Source organism: Pseudomonas sp. G166 (assembly GCF_037027455.2).
Taxonomy (GTDB): Bacteria; Pseudomonadota; Gammaproteobacteria; order Pseudomonadales; family Pseudomonadaceae; genus Aquipseudomonas.
Map to the genome: position 1 here is coordinate 5,063,990 of NZ_CP146985.1, position 16,251 is coordinate 5,080,240.

Genomic DNA, 16,251 nt, shown 5'->3' on the forward strand with positions numbered 1-16,251 from the left:
AAACCGACGCCTCAGGACGTCGGTTTTTTTGAAACAGCCAGCTATCAGGTCATCTGAATGATGGTCTGCATGATGGTGCTCTGGGTGGAGATGGTCTTGGCGTTCGCCTGGTAGTTGCTCTGGGCCTTGATCAGCTCGACCAGCTCATTGGTCAAGTTGACGTTGGACTCTTCCAGGGAGTTGGAGACGATCGAACCCAGGGTGCCGGTCTGTGGGGCATCGTAGCCTGGGATGCCCGAGGCGAAGGTTTCCTTCCAGCTGGTGCCACCTACAGGTTGCAGGCCTTGTTCGTTGGTGAAGCTGGCGAGCGCGATCTGGCCGATCGGCTTGGTCTGGTTGTTGCTGAAGTTAGCCAGCAATACGCCGCTGCCGTCGATGGTCAGGTTGGTGATCTGGCCAGTGGCGTAACCGTTCTGGGTCGGGATCGACCGCGCGGTATCGGCGTTGAATTGGGTGGTATTGCCCATGGAGATCGTGATGGTCGGTGCACTCGCGGCGCCGTTGGCGGCCCATACGCCGTTGGTTACGGTGCCGGGAACCCAGCCAGTCAATACCAGGTCGCTGTTAATAGTCGCTGGCGGGGTGCTGACCTGGGTCAACTTGCCGTTCGAATCAAAGGTCATGGTCGAAGGGATCGGTGCGGTCGCACCCGTCGTGGTCGGCAAGCTGCCATCCAGGTTACGACCATCGATCAGCGTATAGACATTCCAGGTGTTGCCAGCAGTCTTGACCATATATTGGTCCATGGAATGCTGGTTGCCCTGGGTGTCGTAGACCGGAGTGGTAAATTGCTTGGTGAACGTAGCGGTGTCGCTCGGATTGAACGCCGCGGTGATCGCCGTCGCCGTCGAGTTCAGGTTGATCGTCGACGAAACCAGGCTGGTGGCATTCGGCGGCAGGTTGGAGGTGTCGATGCGCAGGTCGGTCAAAATACCGTTGAGGATATTGCCGTTGGCATCCACGCCGTAGCCCTGCAGACGTGCAGTGCCATCACTGTTGGTGACGTAGCCTTCTTTATCGGTCTTGAAGGTACCGGCACGGGTGTAGCTCAGGGAACCGTCGTTATCCAGGACGAAGAAGCCCTGCCCCTGGATACCCATGTCGAGCACGTTGCCGGTGTTGTTGACGTCACCCTGGCCGAACTGCTGGGAAACGTTGGCCAGGCGCACGCCGTTGCCGACGGTCTTGCTGCCCGAACCCAGCTTGGTGGCCGAGTAGACGTCTTCGAATTCCGCGCGGGACGATTTGAAACCGGTGGTCGCCACGTTGGCGATGTTGTTGCCGGTCACGTCCAGCTGTTTGTTGGCTGCATAGAGACCGCTAAGGCCGATGTTAAAAGACATTTTCCACTCCTTTTGCCGGGTTAGTCGGCTCTACATACCAATAGTTTGTACTTTGGACAGGGCAATGCTGCCCAGCCCGGCAAGGTTGAGCATCAGTTCACCGCCCGTCTGGCTGATCGTCACGCTGCTGACCGTTGCCGGCAGGTTGGTGATCAGCGACGTCGCCTTGCCGTCGATGGTGGTCGCGGCCGTAAAGGTGTAGGTGCCCGCTTCGACCGTCGTGCCGGCGTCGTTCTTGCCGTCCCAGATGAAAGCGGCATTGCCGGCATTCTGGCTACCCATGTCGATGGTGCGGACAGTCTTGCCATCCTTGTCCACGATCTTGAGCGCAATGGAGGACACCGAAGTCGGCACCACCACCGTGCCGTTGAGGCTCTTGGAGGTATCGACCACGGCCTTGTTGCCTGGAGCAATGACCGAACGCCCGACCAGCGATGAAGCCTGCAAGGCCTGGGACGAGTTGTAGTTGCTGGCGAGGCCGCTCACGGTGTCGTTAAGGGTGGTGATGCCTTCCAGGCTGCTGAACTGCGCCAGCTGGGCAACGAATTCACCGTTATCCTGCGGCTCCAGCGGGTTCTGGTTTTTCAGCTGAGTGACCAGCAATTGCAGGAACGCATCCTTGCCCAGCGACTGCGAACCAGTGGCCGAGCTCGTTGCCGAGGACAGGCCATCGCTGGTGGTGCTGGTCTTGACCGAGGAGTTGGCCAGGATCTCGTTAAGGCTCAAACCGCTGGTAGTGTTGGTAACGCTCATGTGACTCGCCCCTTATCACTGACCGAGGGTCAGGACCTTCTGCATCATGGTTTTGGCGGTGTTCATCATTTCGGCGTTGGTCTGGAACGAACGACTGGCGGAAATCATGTCGGCCATTTCTTCGACGACGTTGACGTTCGGGTAGTAGACGTAACCCTTGGCGTCAGCCGCCGGATGGTTCGGCTCGTAACGGGCTTCGAGGTTGCTCTGGTCTTCGACCACGCCAAGCACTTGTACGCCCTGCCCGGCCGCGTCCTGCTCCTGGAACAGCGAGTCGCTGCCGCCGGACTGGCCGCCCTGGTACATGGTGGCAAATACCGGGTGACGAGCACGGTAGGTCTGGTCGATGCTCGACGAAACGGTCTCGGCGTTGGCGATGTTACTGGCGACGGTGTTCAGACGCGTGGTCTGGGCACTCATGGCGCTGCCGGCAATGTTGAATACGCTCGCGATCGACATGGCTTACTCTCCGCGAAGGGCCGATACCAGCCCTTTGAACTTGCTGTTGAGCAGCGTGAAACTGGCCTGGAAGTTCACGGAGTTCTCCGCGTAGTTGGACTGTTCCAGTTGAGCGTCCACGGTGTTCTGATCGATCGAAGGCTGCATCGGCGTGCGATACATCAGCGATTCGTCACCATTGCCCAGGCCCTCGGCTTCAATATGACGGCTATTGGTCATGTTCAGCGCGAAGGTGCCGTTCTTGGTCTTCTCGTTCTGCTCGGCGAGCACTTTGGAAAAGTCCAGGTCCCGAGCCTTGTAGTTCGGGGTATCGGCGTTGGCGATGTTGTTGGCCAGGACTTCGGCACGCTGGGCGCGGAAGCTCAGGGCCTGTTCGTGGATACCGAGCGCTTTATCGAAGCTGATGCTCATGTCGGAAACCTTTGGGTGACCAGAATGTACGTACGATGAACTTAGCAAGCGCCGTGCCACTTTAAAAAAGCCCATAAACCGGGGCTTTGCGGGCATCGGCAAAGCGGCAATGCCAGAAAAGCGGCAATCGGCTTCCGCTGGCTGCCGCTTTTCTGCCGCTTACCGAGGGCAATGAGTGTCAAATTGTGGAAGCGAGCTGGCTCGCGATGACGGTTTATCCGTTACATCGATTTGCATGTGTCGCCGCTAACGCTATCGCAGGGATTGGTGCTGATTGGAGGGAGGCGGGCATAAAAAAGGGAGCCCTGAGGACTCCCGCTTTTTGACAACCCAAAGCGAATCACTTCGCCTGGTAGATGATCCCCGGACTGCACTGGACCATCTGGTAATGATCCGGCAAACCGTTCAACGCCTCGGAAGCGCCGAGGAACAGGTAGCCGCCAGGCTTGAGGGTGCTGTGGATACGCAACAGGATGTCCTTCTTCACTTCGGCGGAGAAGTAGATCAACACGTTGCGGCAGAACACGATGTCGAACTTGCCCAGGCTGGCATAGCTATCCAGCAGGTTGAACGAGCGAAACTCCACCCGGTTCTTGATCGGCGCCTTGACCACCCAGCGTCCCGGCCCTTTTGGGTCGAAGTAGCGCTGCAGGCGATCGGGCGACAAACCACGGCCGATGGCCAGGCTGTCGTATTCGCCGGTCTTGCAGTTATTGAGCATGGTCCCGGACAAATCGGTGGCAACGATTTGCACACCACCTTTCAACTGGCCGATGTTGGTCCGCTCGAACTCGTCGATGGACATCGACAACGAATAGGGCTCCTGCCCCGACGAACAGGCCGCCGACCAGATCCGCAGGCGTTGGCCCGGGCTGGCCTTGATGGCAGCCGGCAGCACTCTGTTCTTCAACACCTCGAACGGATAGGTGTCACGAAACCACAGGGTCTCATTGGTGGTCATGGCATCCACCACCATCTCACGCAAACCGCTGCGCGGTTGGGTCTGGATACGCTGTACCAGTTCGCCCAACGATTTAAGGCCCTGTTGCTCCATCAACTTGTTGAGACGGCTCGACACCAGGTATTGCTTGTTTTCACCAAGCAAAATGCCACAGGCTTTTTCCAGGAAGACCCGGAACTGTTCGAAATCCAAATTACCCGTAGACAAGATACCGCCTCTTTCATTGTGTTGGCTTGCCGGGCGCACAACGCGCCCGAGCTTTATTCTGCTGCTTTGATACGATCGACGACTCGGGAGGCCAGGTCATCGGGCCGAAACTTGGCCAGGAAGTCGTCGGCGCCGACTTTCTTGACCATCGCCTGGTTGAAAACCCCCGACAATGAAGTATGTAAAATGATATGCAGCTTTTGCATACGCGGGTCGCTGCGAATTTCTGACGTCAGGGTGTACCCGTCCATTTCCGGCATTTCGATGTCGGAGATCATCATCAGGAATTCTTCTTCGGGCTTCTTGCCCTCGTCGACCAACTGGCGCAGGTAATCCAGCGCCTGCCGTCCATCATTCAACGCCACCACTTCAACGCCGACCGTTTGTAGACAACGGGTGACCTGCTTGCGTGCAACCGAAGAATCATCGACGGTCAATACCCGCAGCGAAATCGCCTTGTGCTGGGTTTCAGCATCCACCACCCCCACGGAAATCGCCTCCGGGGTCGGCGCCACCTCGGCGAGGATTTTCTCCACGTCGATGATTTCCACCAACTGGTTATCGACCCGGGTCACCGCCGTCAGGTAGTGATCGCGGCCAGTGCCCTTGGGCGGCGGATGAATCTCTTCCCAGTTCATGTTGACGATGCGCTCCACCGAGCGAACCAGGAAACCTTGGGTCTTGGTGTTGTACTCGGTAATGATCACAAACGGATTGCTCTGATCCAGCAATCGACCGGAACCGGTCGCCATCGCAAGATCGAGAATCGGGATGGTCGCTCCCCGAATATTCGCCACACCACACACGACGGGACTGGACTTAGGCATCAGGGTCAGCTTAGGACATTGCAGCACCTCGCGGACCTTGAATACGTTAATTCCATACAATTGCTGGCCGTCGAGACGGAACAGCAACAGCTCCAGGCGATTCTGACCGACCAGCTGTGTACGCTGGTTTACCGAGTCCATTACTCCCGCCATGCCCTGACTCCTACCTAACGCTAATGTGTCCGACGCGCATTCATCACTAAACGGCACGGGGCTTGCTATTCAACCGGCATGAACGCACAAACGACATTTTCTCGACGCCTGATCACTCACTGCCGCCATTGGCTCGGTGCACTGTTGGCTGTCTGCCTGTTCACTTCGGGCGGCCCTGCCCTCGCTGCTGTACCGGTTACCTTGCCTGATCTACTTATCGGCGTCACTCAGGGCTTTCTTGAATTCACCGTAGAAGACTATCTGGCTACCAGTCAAACCGAGGGTCGCTATGAAATCGAAGTCAACCAACTCGACCCGCGCCTGCGCATGCCGATGTGCGACAAGGAATTGACTGCTTCGCTGGAGAGCCCTGCAAGACCCCTGGGCCGGGTCACGGTGAAGGTACGTTGCGACAGCGCCGCGCCCTGGACAGTGTTCGTACCGGCTCAGGTGCGCCTGTTCCGCGAAATTGTCACCACCACCCGTCCGCTCAAGCGGGCCGGGATTGTCGAGCCTCAGGACGTAATCCTGCGCGAACGGGACATCAGTCAGATCAGCCAAGGCTTCCTGACCTCCGTCGACCAGGCGATCGGCCAGAAACTTGTCCGACCAATGGTCGCCGATCAAGTCGTCACCCTGGTGCACCTGGAACAGGCCGAAGTGATCCGCAAAGGCGACCAGGTGGTCATTACCGCCCGCAGTGGGACCCTGGCTGTGCGGATGCCAGGCGAAGCCTTGTCCAACGGGGGCATGCGTGAACAGATTCGGGTGAAAAACCTCAATTCCCAGCGGGTTATCAAGGCGCAGGTCATGGCCCCGGGCCAGGTGGAAGTGGCGATGTAGCGATCGGGTAGAAATGGGTAGAGAGCTGGCGCTTGACCCGGGTGTTCCCTAGACTGTGCCTTACGCAAAGGCAAGCGCAGACGTGCGCACGCTCATTGAATAAATGAGCCTAAAGTTTTTTGGGGGATGGCCGAAAACATGGCAAGCGTCCAAATACCCAGAGGTTTTTTACCATGGTCATCGATTTCAATCGTTTAAACAGTTCTTCACCGTTGACAGGCACTACGCGCACCAGCGCCAGCAAGGAAGCCGTCGAAGCCGACAAATCCGCGCCAGCCGAACAGGCCGTCACTGTCAGCAATGGGGAGTCGGTACACCTCAGCAATGAGGCTCAGCAGTTGCAGAAGGTCACGGACAAGCTGCGCGATCAACCTGTCGTAGACAACGCCCGCGTGGCCGAGTTGAAAGCAGCAATCGCCGATGGCAGCTATAAAGTCGACAGCAACCGCGTAGCCAGCAAACTGCTCAACTTCGAAGCCCAGCGCTAGCCCGAGGCCAGCGCCAGGCTTTTGGACGCTTAAGACCCAAGGCCAGCCATGCACGACACTAACTTGTTGCAACTGATTACCGACGACTTCGCTCCCGCACAACAATTGCTGGAGTTACTGCAGACCGAATCCCTGGCACTGCACGGTCGCGACATGCCCCTGCTGGAAACTATTCTGGCGCAAAAACAGGCATTGATCATTTTGCTCGATCAGCATGGCCGCAAGCGCAGCGAGATTCTCGCCAGCCTCAATCTGCCCGCCAATAGTAGCGGTCTTGAACAACTGGCCAGCCAATCCTCGGTCGGCGATCAGTTGCTGTCGCAAAGCCAAGTACTCAACGACCTGCTCGCCCAGTGCCAGGACGCCAATGCGCGCAACGGCCAGTCGATCCAGCTCCAGCAGGCCGCCACCGCCAACCAGTTGCGTATCCTCAATGGCGGCGAAATCCCGACGCTTTATGACGCCCGCGGTTCGACCGCCAAGATGGTCAAGCACCGCCCGCTCAGCCAGGCATGAAGCGAACGATGCCGACGCTCTATCAACGCGCGATACATGCTGGCAAAATGCCGGCTCTTTGTAGTCGTATTTTGCCTGGAGATTGACTCACCGTGTTCAATGCCTCAAACGCGGATGATGCTCCGCAGCCACCCAAGGTCCTCACCACGCCCCTGGAAATCGCCGGCAACCTACGGATGCTGCAAGATAGCCACGACCCCTTGATCATCACGTTCCACGAACGCACCCAGCGCTTCCAGAGCTATCTGGTGAATGTCGATCGCGAGAGCAACTCCATTGCCCTGGACGAAATGATCCCGCGCGATGGCGAACGCTTCTTGCTGGCGGGTGAGCCGTTTCGTGTCGAGGGTTTCCATGACGGCGTGCGCATCGCGTGGGAAGGCAACGGCCCCTTGACCATCGCCGAGTCCAGTGACGGTCGCTGCTATCGCGGTGCCCTGCCTGAGGAAGTGGTGTACCACCAACGCCGCAATGCCTTTCGCGCCGCCCTGAAACTGGCGCAACTGGTGGACGTAGAACTGGGTGGCGAAAAACTCAAGTCTCCGGTAAACGGCAAGCTGCTGGATATTTCCGCAACCGGTTGCAAGCTGCGCTTCGAAGGCGACATTACCGCGCGCCTGCAATTGGGTCAGGTCTACGAGCGTTTCATCGCGGCCCTGCCCTTTGGCAACATGACTGCGCCAGTGGAGCTGCGTTACCTGCATTTCGAAGAGAAGATCAACACCACCTTCGCCGGCGTGCGCTTCCACAATATCAGTGGCCTGGTGCAACGGCAGGTCGAGCGTTTCGTCTATCAACTGCAGCGCGAAGCCCGTCGGTTCGATAAAGACGACCTCTGATCTGCTTCGCCCATAAAAAACGGGCAGTCCCTCGCGGTGACTGCCCGTTTTTTTATGACCGGCTCAAGGCCGGGCCTGGGTAAAACTGGGTGCCTGCGGCTCGTCGGGCGCAGTGTCGGTTTCAGTGGCCGGCTCTGGGTCTGGCGCAGGCTCAAGGTCCGGATTGGCCGGCGCCTGCATCTGCTCCTGCACCACCTGCTCATCCACCCGCGGATCGAGACACGCCACCAGGGGCGAACTCGACATGCTGTCCGGCATCGCTACGTGATGTAGCGGTGCGTCGTCGACCTGATGCAAGTTGGTCACCGCCTTCGGCCGAATCCGCCATACCAGCACCAAGGCGAAGAAGGCAAAAAAGCCATACAGCATCTGGCTACCGAACATTTTCATCAGCACCCCGGCCACCAGCGGCCCGATACTGGCACCGACACCGTAGGTCACCAACAACATCGCCGTGAGCGATACCCGACGATCCCCTTCGACATGGTCGTTGGAAAATGCCACCGCCAACGGGTACAGGCAGAACTGCACCAACGAACAGAAAAATCCCGCGACAAACAGCACTTCCAGTGGCACCTTCGGCAGGATCGCCAGCGGCAGCGCACATACCACCAGGACCAGCGCAAAACACCGAATCAGCAAGGCCCGGTCGTAACGATCGGACAGCCAGCCCAGCGGCCACTGCACCAGCAGTCCGGCAAAGATGCAGCTACCCATGAACAGACCGACCTGCTCGGTCGACAAGCCCTGCTGAGAAGCGTACAGGGGCGCCAGACCATAGAACGAGCCGACGATCAGCCCGGAACCCAGTACCGTGCTCAACGACTGCGGCACACGCTTGATAAAGAAGCGCGGCTCCATCGGCGCCGGATGCAGTGCCGCCGGGTGAATTCGCCGGGTCAGCGCCACCGGCACCAGGCACAGGGCAAAACACAGTGCCACCAGCATCAACAGTTCCAGGCCGAGGGCCGGGTGCATGACCAGTATCAGTTGCCCAAGCACCAGCCCCAGGTACGAGGCGATCATGTAGCCGCTGAACACCACTCCGCGCTGCTTGGCATCAGCCTGCTCATTGAGCCAGCTCTCGATGACCATGTACTGGCACATCATGCCCAAGCCGACGATCATCCGCAGCACGATCCAGGCCGGCAGCCAATCCACCAAGCCATGGCCCAGCACCGCCGCACCGACGATTCCGGCGCAGGCCGAATAGGCACGGATATGCCCGACCCGGGCGATCAGCCGATGGCCGATCTTGCCGCCCAGCACCAGGCCGAAATAGTTGGCGGCCATCAGCGCACCGACCCACAGACTGTCCACGTGGTCGGCGGCCAGGCGCAAAGCCAGGTAAGTACTCAAGAGGCCGGAGCCGATCAACATCATCAGCGAGGCGAAATAAAGCGCTCGAAAAGGTTTCCAGATTTGGCGCATCGGCGTTCCGAGCGGCTCCTTGAGGTAAGTAAGGGCTATCCGTTGAAGATAGCCCGAATGCGACGGTTCGTTATGCCTGGGCCGCTAGGACACGCCGCTCCCAGGGCGTGATTTCATCAAAAAAGCTGGTCAGTTCCATGGACTTCGAAGCGACGTAGCCTTCGATGAACTCCGTACCGAACAGTTCCTTCGCCAAATGACTACGTTTCAGACGCTCCAGGGCAGCGTGCAAGGTACATGGCAGCGACAGATTATCTGGCACTTGGAATTCGCCCTGGATCGCGGCGCTTGGCTCCAGGCGATTTTCGATGCCATAGAGCCCGGCTGCCAGGCTGGCGGCAATCGCCAGGTAGGGGTTGGCATCCGCTCCCGGCAAGCGATTCTCGACCCGACGGGCCGCCGGCGAACTGGCCGGAATCCGCAACCCGGCCGACCGATTGTCATGGGACCAACAGGCATTGTTCGGTGACGCGAACGGATGACACAGGCGCTGGTAGGAATTCACGTTCGGTGCGAACAGCGCGGTAAAATCCGCCATGCCCGCCTGCTGTCCACCGATGAAATGCCTGAAGGTTGCGGTCGGTTCGCCCGCCGCGTCGCTGAACACGTTGCGCCCGCTGTCCAACTCGACGACGCTCTGGTGAATATGCATCGAACTGCCCGGCGTATGCGCCAAGGGTTTGGCCATGCAAACCACAGTCAGGCCGTGCTTGAGCGCCACTTCCTTGAGCAGATGCTTGAACAGGAAGGTCTGGTCGGCCAGCAACAAAGGGTCGCCGTGCAGCAGGTTGATCTCGAACTGGCTCACGCCCATTTCATGCATGAACGTGTCGCGGGGCAAGCCCAGCGCCGCCATGCATTCATAGACTTCACTGAAGAACGGTCGCAGGCCATTGTTGGAGCTGATACTGAACGCCGAGTGCCCCTCTTCGCGCCGGCCATCCAGGCCCACCGGCGGCTGGAATGGCCGGGTCGGATCCGGGTTGGGCGCGAACACGAAGAATTCCAGCTCGGTGGCCACGACCGGCGCCAGGCCAAGGGCGGCATATCGAGCGATGACGGCCTTGAGCTGGCCGCGCGTGGACAGCCGGGAGCTTTCGCCGGTCAATTCATCGGCGTCGCAAATCGCCAGGGCCCGGGGCTGTTGGCTCCAGGGCAGGCGGTGGATCTGTTTCGGGTCGGCCACCAGTGCCAGGTCGCCGTCATCGCTGCCGTAAAAGCGCGACGGCGGATAACCGCCCATGATGCATTGCAGCAGCACACCTCGCGCCATCTGCAACCGCCGGCCTTCGAGAAAACCCTCGGCGGTCATCACCTTGCCCCGCGGCACGCCATTCAAATCCGGCGTAACGCATTCAATCTCATCAATGCCCGTCAGTCGCTGCGCGAGTGAACGCTGGCCATCGGTCGTCATGACGCAATCCTTGTTATGTGCGAGCCGCGAACGGCAACCCGTACAAAATAGGCTTCGGCTGTTCGGAATATCAAGCACCCGGAAAGAATAAACACCGAACCTTGGATACATTGTGGGAGCGGGCTTGCTCGCGAAGCCGTTGGGTCAGCTTGCAGATGTTTTGCTGACCCACCGGCTTCGCGAGCAAGCCCGCTCCCACAGGGGGATTTGTGTTGGCAGGGTTATTTGCGCAGACAGGCTCAGGGCAGGTAAATCCGGAACACTCCGCCGCCCAGCACCCCGCCATTGGCAATCTCGGTGCGCCCGCACAAACCGCCACGCTGATGCAACCCGGCAATCCGCGCGGCAAAGTACAAGCCCAGCCCGGTGCTGCCACTGCTGTGGTTGATGCCTTGCACATACTCGGCCTGACGTTCGATCATCTCGGGCGGATAACCGTCGCCATCATCATTGATGGTCAGCACCAACTGCCCAGCCTCGTCGCTCACACTGACCAACAATGTCTGGCGGGCATGGCGAATGGCATTGTTGATGCAGTTGTCGAGCACCGAAGCAATCAGCTCGCGATCGAAAAAGCCCAAAGGACTGAGCGGGTCGACTTCGTAGGTAGCCATGATCCCGCGACTGCGGAACACGTCCTGGTGGCTGGCCAGTTGCGCCTCGATGAAATCATCCAGCTCATGGTAGGCCGGATGCAGCGGCAGTTGGTTGACCCCCAGCTTGTACAGCCCCAGCAGTTGCACCAGCAAGCCGTTGAGATGGGCGAACTCGAACTCCATGACCCCCTGCTCCGAGGTCTGCCGCTCGGGATCGGGCAAACGCTCGAGCCATTGCGTATGCGCCTGCATGAGCAGGGTCAGGGAGTTTTTCATGTCGTGCACGGTAGACGCGATCACCGTGGAGAAATCGAGTGCCTGTTCGCTGTCATTCATCGCCAAATGCCTTGCTTCGCAGTTTCTGATAACGCGCAAAACGCGCATCGGTGTCGGGCATCATGCCCACCAGTTTCAGACAGGTGCGGCATTCCTGCAGCAGCTCCGACTCCACGCTGGTGTCGGTACCATGCAGCAGGGACTGCGCCATGTTCAGGGCAATACTGATGTTCTTCGGTTGCATCTTCAGGGCGCGACGGAACAGCTCTCGCGCCTCGGGCAACGCGCCAGTCTTGTAGACGCGCACACCTTCGCGGTTCAGCTCGGCGGCAGCATTGCCTTGATTGAGGATGTTCGGATCGTCGGTCAGCTTGGCGATGCCTTGCATCACCGTCGGGTCGTCACCGTAGATCTCCGCGCAGTTCTTGAGCATCGATTCGCCGGCACTGGCCTGACCGAGCATTTGCAGCTGCTTGGCCACCAGCAATGCGGCTTCGGCACTCATGAACTGCTCCATGCCGTCAAGGCGCTGCAAAGCCTGTTCGGTGAGCTTTTCTGCGGTTTCGGCATCGTTGAGCAACAGGCTCGTGGCTTTCATCAACCGTGCCCGAACCTGTAGCCCCGGGTCGTTGAGGTTTTCCTTCGCCACGGCGCTGAGGGTGGTATTGATCTCCAGTCGGGTTCGGGTATCCAAACCCTTCTCGCTGCCCTTGCTGATCAACGCATGAGCCAGGCCCAGGTTGCTTTCCGGATCCTTGAAGCGCGACTGCGCGCCCTGCCCGACCGCCTGGCGGTAGGCCTTGGACGCCGTTTCGTAGTCTTCGTTGGTCATTGCCAGCTTGCCCAGCAGCGACTGCCGACGAACCGCCAGAGGCGACAGGCGCACCGCTTCTTCGAGTACGTGTTGCGCCTGCTTCGTATCACCTTCGGCCACCAGCACTTCAGCCATGCCGTCGTACAACGCCGGCATCATCGGAAATACCTTCAGGGCCTTCTCATAGACGTCCTTGGCCTGGCCGACCTGTCCGCGCTTGAACAGCAGCTTCCCCAGGCCCGCATAGGCCCACGGCAACGGGCGGTCGGCGAGGATGGTGTTGTACAGACGCTCCAGGGCTTCGTTCTGATTCAAGTCGCGCAGCGCGTCGGCCCGATAACGCAGGCACAACGGTCCATAACGTGGATCCTGCTTGCACAGGGCGATGCAGGCATTGAGCACTTCCATCGGCTTGCCGCGATCAAGGGCCTGCAGGATCGGCTTGAGCAGGGTCTTGCGCTGCTCCAACCGTTCCAGCCGCTGAGCCAGGCCAGAGCGATTGAACGGCTTGGTCAGGTACGCATCGGGCTCATGCTCCAAGGCACTGAGCACCATCGCCTGGCTGCTTTCAGCGGTCACCATGAGAAACACGCTTTCATGGCTGATCAGCTTCTCGACCATCAGGTCTTCAAGCACCTGCTGGCCGTTCTTGCGGCCGTCGCCCAGGTGATAATCCTGCAAAATGAAGTCATAACGCTTCTGCGAACACATGCGCAGCGCCACTTCACCGGTGTCAGCGGTGTCCACGTCCTTGACGCCCAGCTCACGCAGCATGGACCGGACGGAGCTGCGGAAATCCGAGAAATCATCGACGATCAGAAAACTTTTTTGGTGGTACGCCAGCATCGAGGATGTCCAGGCAAGTAAGAAAATAACCCAATGGCAAGCAACGAAACGCCGTCTCATAGCCCAGCAAGGCGCGCAGATAATAGCCACCAGCTACTTACGATCAAGGGTTTTGCGAACCTCTTGTCGTGGCTGTGTCATAGCGCACATTGCGAGCCGTTCCTGCACGCCGAAACGCCGGAGAAAACAGGGCTCGTCAGGTTATCGGCCGAAAATGGTGTTCCGTTAAGCCGATCGCATGGAAGAAGCCGGGAAGGGATTGCGGCGAGGAAATGTGGTGTCCCAGGGCAGGTTCGAACTGCCAACCTTCCCCTTAGGAGGGGGATGCTCTATCCAATTGAGCTACTGAGACACAAGTCGACCGCGAGAACCGCGGTACGAAGGACGGCGTGCATGTTAACGGTCAGCCCTGGGTTTGTCATGTCGTCCATGGTTTTTTAAGTGTAGGCAAAGGCTACCCTCGCCAGCTCTGGAGGTCGACGACACCGAGCAACCGATCGCCGCTCATCTGTCCCAGGCGAGCTCAAGCTAGTAAATCGGCCATTTGCCACTATCCTATACATACCAAGGACAGCAAACGCCTTTGCCCCGCTCCGGTTATCCGCCGGACGGTATGGCACATAGACACGATGCAGTGGTCACAGATGCAGACCTGTTGATTTTTTCAAACTAGTCCGCATTTTTTGATGAAGGGTACTGGCATAACGCCTTTACCCGGATCAATATTTGTCACAGAATTGGCGCCAATGATCTGGCAATTTTGAGGCATGATGCGGGCCTCTTAACAATTCAGGTTGAACATTTGGCTAAGGGCCTTGTCCTATCGACATCCTGCGGCCAATCCCGAGAACCGCTCCCCTGAACTAACCGGTTAAATATATGCGCCCATTGAAACAGGCAGTTTATTCCAGCCGTACGGCTGACAAGTTTGTCGTACGTCTGCCAGACGGAATGCGTGAACGCATTGCCGAGGTGGCTCGCAATCATCACCGCAGCATGAACTCTGAAATCATCGCGCGCCTTGAGCAAAGCCTTATTCAGGAAGGCGCGCTGGGTGAAGAGCTCAGCATGCGTCTGGACAGCCCGGAGCTGTCACTGCACGAGCGCGAGCTGCTGCAACGATTCCGACAACTTTCCCATCGCCAGCAAAACGCCCTCGTTTCGCTGATTGCCCATGATGTAGAAATGGCCGCAGACGCGTCCTGATCGCACCCAATATCTTGAAGCCAGCCTTGTGCTGGCTTTTTTTTGCCTGGCGTTTGGCCTTGAGCTGAATTTTCGAGCCCCATGAAAAAGCCCGCCAGATAGGCGGGCTTTTCGATGAGCGATTCAGAGCAGGAAAATCGTCGCCAATCCCAGGAAAATAAAGAACCCGCCGCTGTCGGTCACGGCGGTAATCATTACGCTGGCGCCCATGGCCGGGTCACGTCCCATTCGGGCCAGGGTCATGGGAATCAATACCCCCATCAAAGCCGCCAACAGCAAGTTGAGTGTCATCGCGGCAGTCATGACCACCCCCAACGACCAGCTGCCATAGAGCAGATAAGCGACCACACCGATCACGCCCCCCCAAATCACGCCGTTGATCAGGGACACGGCCAGCTCCTTGCGCATCAATCGCGAGGTGTTGCCGGTACTGACCTGGTCCAGCGCCATGGCACGGACGATCATGGTGATGGTCTGGTTGCCGGAGTTGCCACCGATGCCGGCAACGATCGGCATCAGCGCCGCGAGCGCCACCAGCTTCTCGATGGAACCCTCGAACAACCCGATCACCCGAGAGGCGACAAAAGCCGTAATCAGATTGATCGCCAGCCAGGCCCAACGGTTGCGCAGCGATTTCCAGACCGAAGCGAAGATGTCTTCTTCTTCGCGCAGACCGGCCATGTTAAGGACTTCGCTTTCGCTTTCCTCACGAATCAAGTCGACCATTTCATCGATGGTCAGACGGCCGATCAGCTTGCCGTTCTTGTCGACCACCGGTGCAGAAATCAAGTCATAACGCTCGAACGCCTGGGCCGCGTCATACGCGTCCTCGTCCGGGTGGAAACTCACCGGGTCACTGGCCATGACCTCGGCCACTTGCTTTTCCGGGTCATTGACGAGCAATCGCTTGATTGGCAGCACGCCCTTGAGCACGCCGTCGTAATCGACCACAAACAGCTTGTCGGTATGCCCCGGCAGCTCCTTGAGGCGACGCAGGTAACGCAAGACCACTTCAAGGCTGACATCCTCACGGATCGTCACCATCTCGAAGTCCATCAGCGCACCGACCTGCTCCTCGTCATAAGACAGCGCCGAGCGCACACGCTCACGTTGCTGGCCGTCGAGGGTTTCCATCAGTTCGTGGACAACGTCCCGAGGCAGTTCGGGCGCAAGGTCGGCGAGCTCGTCGGCGTCCATTTCCTTGGCCGCCGCCAGCAACTCGTGGTCATCCATGTCGGCGATCAGGGTTTCACGAACCGAGTCGGACACTTCGAGCAGGATGTCACCGTCACGATCAGCCTTGACCAACTGCCAGACCGTCAGACGCTCTTCCAGGGGCAAGGCTTCAAGAATGTAGGCGACGTCGGCGGAGTGCAGATCATCGAGCTTGCGTTGCAGCTCGACGAGATTCTGCCGGTGGACCAGATTCTCGACCCGGTCATGATGCGGGCCTTCCTGGCGATGCGTCAGGTCTTCTACGACTCGCTGGCGCTGCAGCAGCTCAACGACTTGAGCGAGGCGGTCCTGAAGGCTTTCCTGCGTTTTTTTTACTTCTACTTGGGTCATAGGCGAACTCCACTCCCAGCAGTGGAGCACGCCGGAAGGATCAATCAGTTAATTCATGATTGGCAAAACTTGATATTGAGTAACTACTGGGTAAGTCCATGGAGATATTCCAAAGCCCCGGCGGGGCTGACGGGCGCAATCATACACCGCTTGACGCTTTAAAACGTTAAAAAATCATGGCAAGAACAAGCGCTTGCGAGACAAACCTGAACGCAGGCTGAACCTATGTTTTTACGACGACTTATCCTGAAAAGAAAACACACGCCCCGGTAAAAATGCAGCAGCTACCCTTCCCTGATTCA

16 protein-coding genes and 1 tRNA gene are annotated in these 16,251 nt (G+C 58.5%); 5 read left to right on the forward strand and 12 right to left on the reverse strand.

Features of this window, described 5'->3' with window-relative positions; translation table 11 throughout:
* Positions 1 to 44: 44 nt before the first annotated feature.
* The 6 genes from flgE to SGN16_RS22325 all read right to left on the reverse strand — a co-directional run bounded on the left by flgE (position 45) and on the right by SGN16_RS22325 (position 5,114).
* Positions 45 to 1,343, reverse strand: a complete 1,299-nt coding sequence (gene flgE, locus SGN16_RS22300; RefSeq protein ID WP_339101810.1) for a flagellar hook protein FlgE — start codon at positions 1,341 to 1,343, stop codon at positions 45 to 47.
* A gap of 30 nt (positions 1,344 to 1,373) precedes the next feature.
* Complete coding sequence (flgD, locus tag SGN16_RS22305) at positions 1,374 to 2,096, reverse strand: flagellar hook assembly protein FlgD (protein ID WP_210640150.1); 723 nt, start codon at positions 2,094 to 2,096, stop codon at positions 1,374 to 1,376.
* Positions 2,097 to 2,111: 15 nt separating this feature from the next.
* Positions 2,112 to 2,555, reverse strand: a complete 444-nt coding sequence (flgC, locus tag SGN16_RS22310) for a flagellar basal body rod protein FlgC (RefSeq protein ID WP_210640152.1) — start codon at positions 2,553 to 2,555, stop codon at positions 2,112 to 2,114.
* A gap of 3 nt (positions 2,556 to 2,558) precedes the next feature.
* The gene (gene flgB / locus SGN16_RS22315) at positions 2,559 to 2,966 is read right to left on the reverse strand and encodes a flagellar basal body rod protein FlgB (RefSeq protein ID WP_210640154.1); all 408 of its coding nucleotides are present in this window, start codon (positions 2,964 to 2,966) and stop codon (positions 2,559 to 2,561) included.
* 340 nt (positions 2,967 to 3,306) lie between these two features.
* A complete protein-coding gene (gene cheR / locus SGN16_RS22320; protein WP_210640156.1) occupies positions 3,307 to 4,134 on the reverse strand; it encodes a protein-glutamate O-methyltransferase CheR in 828 nt (275 codons plus the stop codon).
* 53 nt (positions 4,135 to 4,187) lie between these two features.
* Positions 4,188 to 5,114, reverse strand: a complete 927-nt coding sequence (locus SGN16_RS22325; RefSeq protein WP_210640157.1) for a chemotaxis protein CheV — start codon at positions 5,112 to 5,114, stop codon at positions 4,188 to 4,190.
* Between the two features lie 78 nt (positions 5,115 to 5,192).
* On the opposite strand from SGN16_RS22325, the gene flgA reads away from it, so the two are divergent.
* From flgA to SGN16_RS22345, 4 genes are all read left to right on the forward strand, one after another.
* A complete protein-coding gene (gene flgA, locus SGN16_RS22330) occupies positions 5,193 to 5,957 on the forward strand; it encodes a flagellar basal body P-ring formation chaperone FlgA (protein ID WP_210640159.1) in 765 nt (254 codons plus the stop codon).
* Positions 5,958 to 6,130: 173 nt separating this feature from the next.
* Positions 6,131 to 6,445 carry a flagellar biosynthesis anti-sigma factor FlgM gene (flgM, locus tag SGN16_RS22335; protein ID WP_339101811.1) on the forward strand — a complete coding sequence of 105 codons (315 nt, stop codon included), beginning with the start codon at positions 6,131 to 6,133 and terminating at the stop codon, positions 6,443 to 6,445.
* Between the two features lie 48 nt (positions 6,446 to 6,493).
* Positions 6,494 to 6,961, forward strand: a complete 468-nt coding sequence (locus SGN16_RS22340) for a flagellar protein FlgN (RefSeq protein WP_210640162.1) — start codon at positions 6,494 to 6,496, stop codon at positions 6,959 to 6,961.
* A 92-nt stretch (positions 6,962 to 7,053) separates the two neighbouring features.
* Entirely contained in the window at positions 7,054 to 7,800 is a 747-nt protein-coding gene (locus SGN16_RS22345) for a flagellar brake protein (protein WP_210640164.1), read from the forward strand.
* Between the two features lie 63 nt (positions 7,801 to 7,863).
* Here the strand turns inward: SGN16_RS22345 and SGN16_RS22350 are convergent, their stop codons facing one another.
* The 5 genes from SGN16_RS22350 to SGN16_RS22370 form a co-directional block, all read right to left on the reverse strand.
* Positions 7,864 to 9,231, reverse strand: a complete 1,368-nt coding sequence (locus SGN16_RS22350) for an MFS transporter (protein WP_210640166.1) — start codon at positions 9,229 to 9,231, stop codon at positions 7,864 to 7,866.
* Between the two features lie 70 nt (positions 9,232 to 9,301).
* A complete protein-coding gene (locus SGN16_RS22355; RefSeq protein WP_210645381.1) occupies positions 9,302 to 10,543 on the reverse strand; it encodes a glutamine synthetase family protein in 1,242 nt (413 codons plus the stop codon).
* 341 nt (positions 10,544 to 10,884) lie between these two features.
* Positions 10,885 to 11,577 carry a HAMP domain-containing sensor histidine kinase gene (locus SGN16_RS22360; protein WP_210640168.1) on the reverse strand — a complete coding sequence of 231 codons (693 nt, stop codon included), beginning with the start codon at positions 11,575 to 11,577 and terminating at the stop codon, positions 10,885 to 10,887.
* Positions 11,570 to 13,177, reverse strand: coding sequence for a response regulator (locus SGN16_RS22365; protein WP_339101813.1), 1,608 nt, complete (start codon positions 13,175 to 13,177; stop codon positions 11,570 to 11,572). The genes SGN16_RS22360 and SGN16_RS22365 overlap by 8 nt, the downstream gene beginning before the upstream one ends.
* 275 nt (positions 13,178 to 13,452) lie before the next feature.
* Positions 13,453 to 13,529, reverse strand: a tRNA-Arg gene (locus SGN16_RS22370).
* A gap of 527 nt (positions 13,530 to 14,056) precedes the next feature.
* Here SGN16_RS22370 and SGN16_RS22375 point away from each other — a divergent pair.
* Positions 14,057 to 14,383, forward strand: a complete 327-nt coding sequence (locus SGN16_RS22375; protein WP_025215095.1) for an Arc family DNA-binding protein — start codon at positions 14,057 to 14,059, stop codon at positions 14,381 to 14,383.
* Between the two features lie 123 nt (positions 14,384 to 14,506).
* Here the strand turns inward: SGN16_RS22375 and mgtE are convergent, their stop codons facing one another.
* Positions 14,507 to 15,949: a magnesium transporter gene (gene mgtE, locus SGN16_RS22380; protein ID WP_210640171.1), complete on the reverse strand. Its 1,443-nt coding sequence runs from the start codon at positions 15,947 to 15,949 to the stop codon at positions 14,507 to 14,509.
* Between the last annotated feature and the right edge of the window lie 302 nt (positions 15,950 to 16,251).

Coding starts and splice junctions, on each gene's coding strand:
- flgM (WP_339101811.1), top strand. CDS start 6,131: ATGGTCATCGATTTCAATCGTTTAAACAGTTCTTCACCGTTGACAGGC.
- SGN16_RS22340 (WP_210640162.1), top strand. CDS start 6,494: ATGCACGACACTAACTTGTTGCAACTGATTACCGACGACTTCGCTCCC.
- flgC (WP_210640152.1), bottom strand. CDS start 2,555: ATGTCGATCGCGAGCGTATTCAACATTGCCGGCAGCGCCATGAGTGCC.
- SGN16_RS22355 (WP_210645381.1), bottom strand. CDS start 10,543: ATGACCGCCGAGGGTTTTCTCGAAGGCCGGCGGTTGCAGATGGCGCGA.
- flgD (WP_210640150.1), bottom strand. CDS start 2,096: ATGAGCGTTACCAACACTACCAGCGGTTTGAGCCTTAACGAGATCCTG.
- SGN16_RS22325 (WP_210640157.1), bottom strand. CDS start 5,114: ATGGCGGGAGTAATGGACTCGGTAAACCAGCGTACACAGCTGGTCGGT.
- SGN16_RS22360 (WP_210640168.1), bottom strand. CDS start 11,577: ATGAATGACAGCGAACAGGCACTCGATTTCTCCACGGTGATCGCGTCT.
- flgA (WP_210640159.1), top strand. CDS start 5,193: ATGAACGCACAAACGACATTTTCTCGACGCCTGATCACTCACTGCCGC.
- SGN16_RS22375 (WP_025215095.1), top strand. CDS start 14,057: ATGCGCCCATTGAAACAGGCAGTTTATTCCAGCCGTACGGCTGACAAG.
- mgtE (WP_210640171.1), bottom strand. CDS start 15,949: ATGACCCAAGTAGAAGTAAAAAAAACGCAGGAAAGCCTTCAGGACCGC.
- SGN16_RS22350 (WP_210640166.1), bottom strand. CDS start 9,231: ATGCGCCAAATCTGGAAACCTTTTCGAGCGCTTTATTTCGCCTCGCTG.
- SGN16_RS22365 (WP_339101813.1), bottom strand. CDS start 13,177: ATGCTGGCGTACCACCAAAAAAGTTTTCTGATCGTCGATGATTTCTCG.
- flgE (WP_339101810.1), bottom strand. CDS start 1,343: ATGTCTTTTAACATCGGCCTTAGCGGTCTCTATGCAGCCAACAAACAG.
- flgB (WP_210640154.1), bottom strand. CDS start 2,966: ATGAGCATCAGCTTCGATAAAGCGCTCGGTATCCACGAACAGGCCCTG.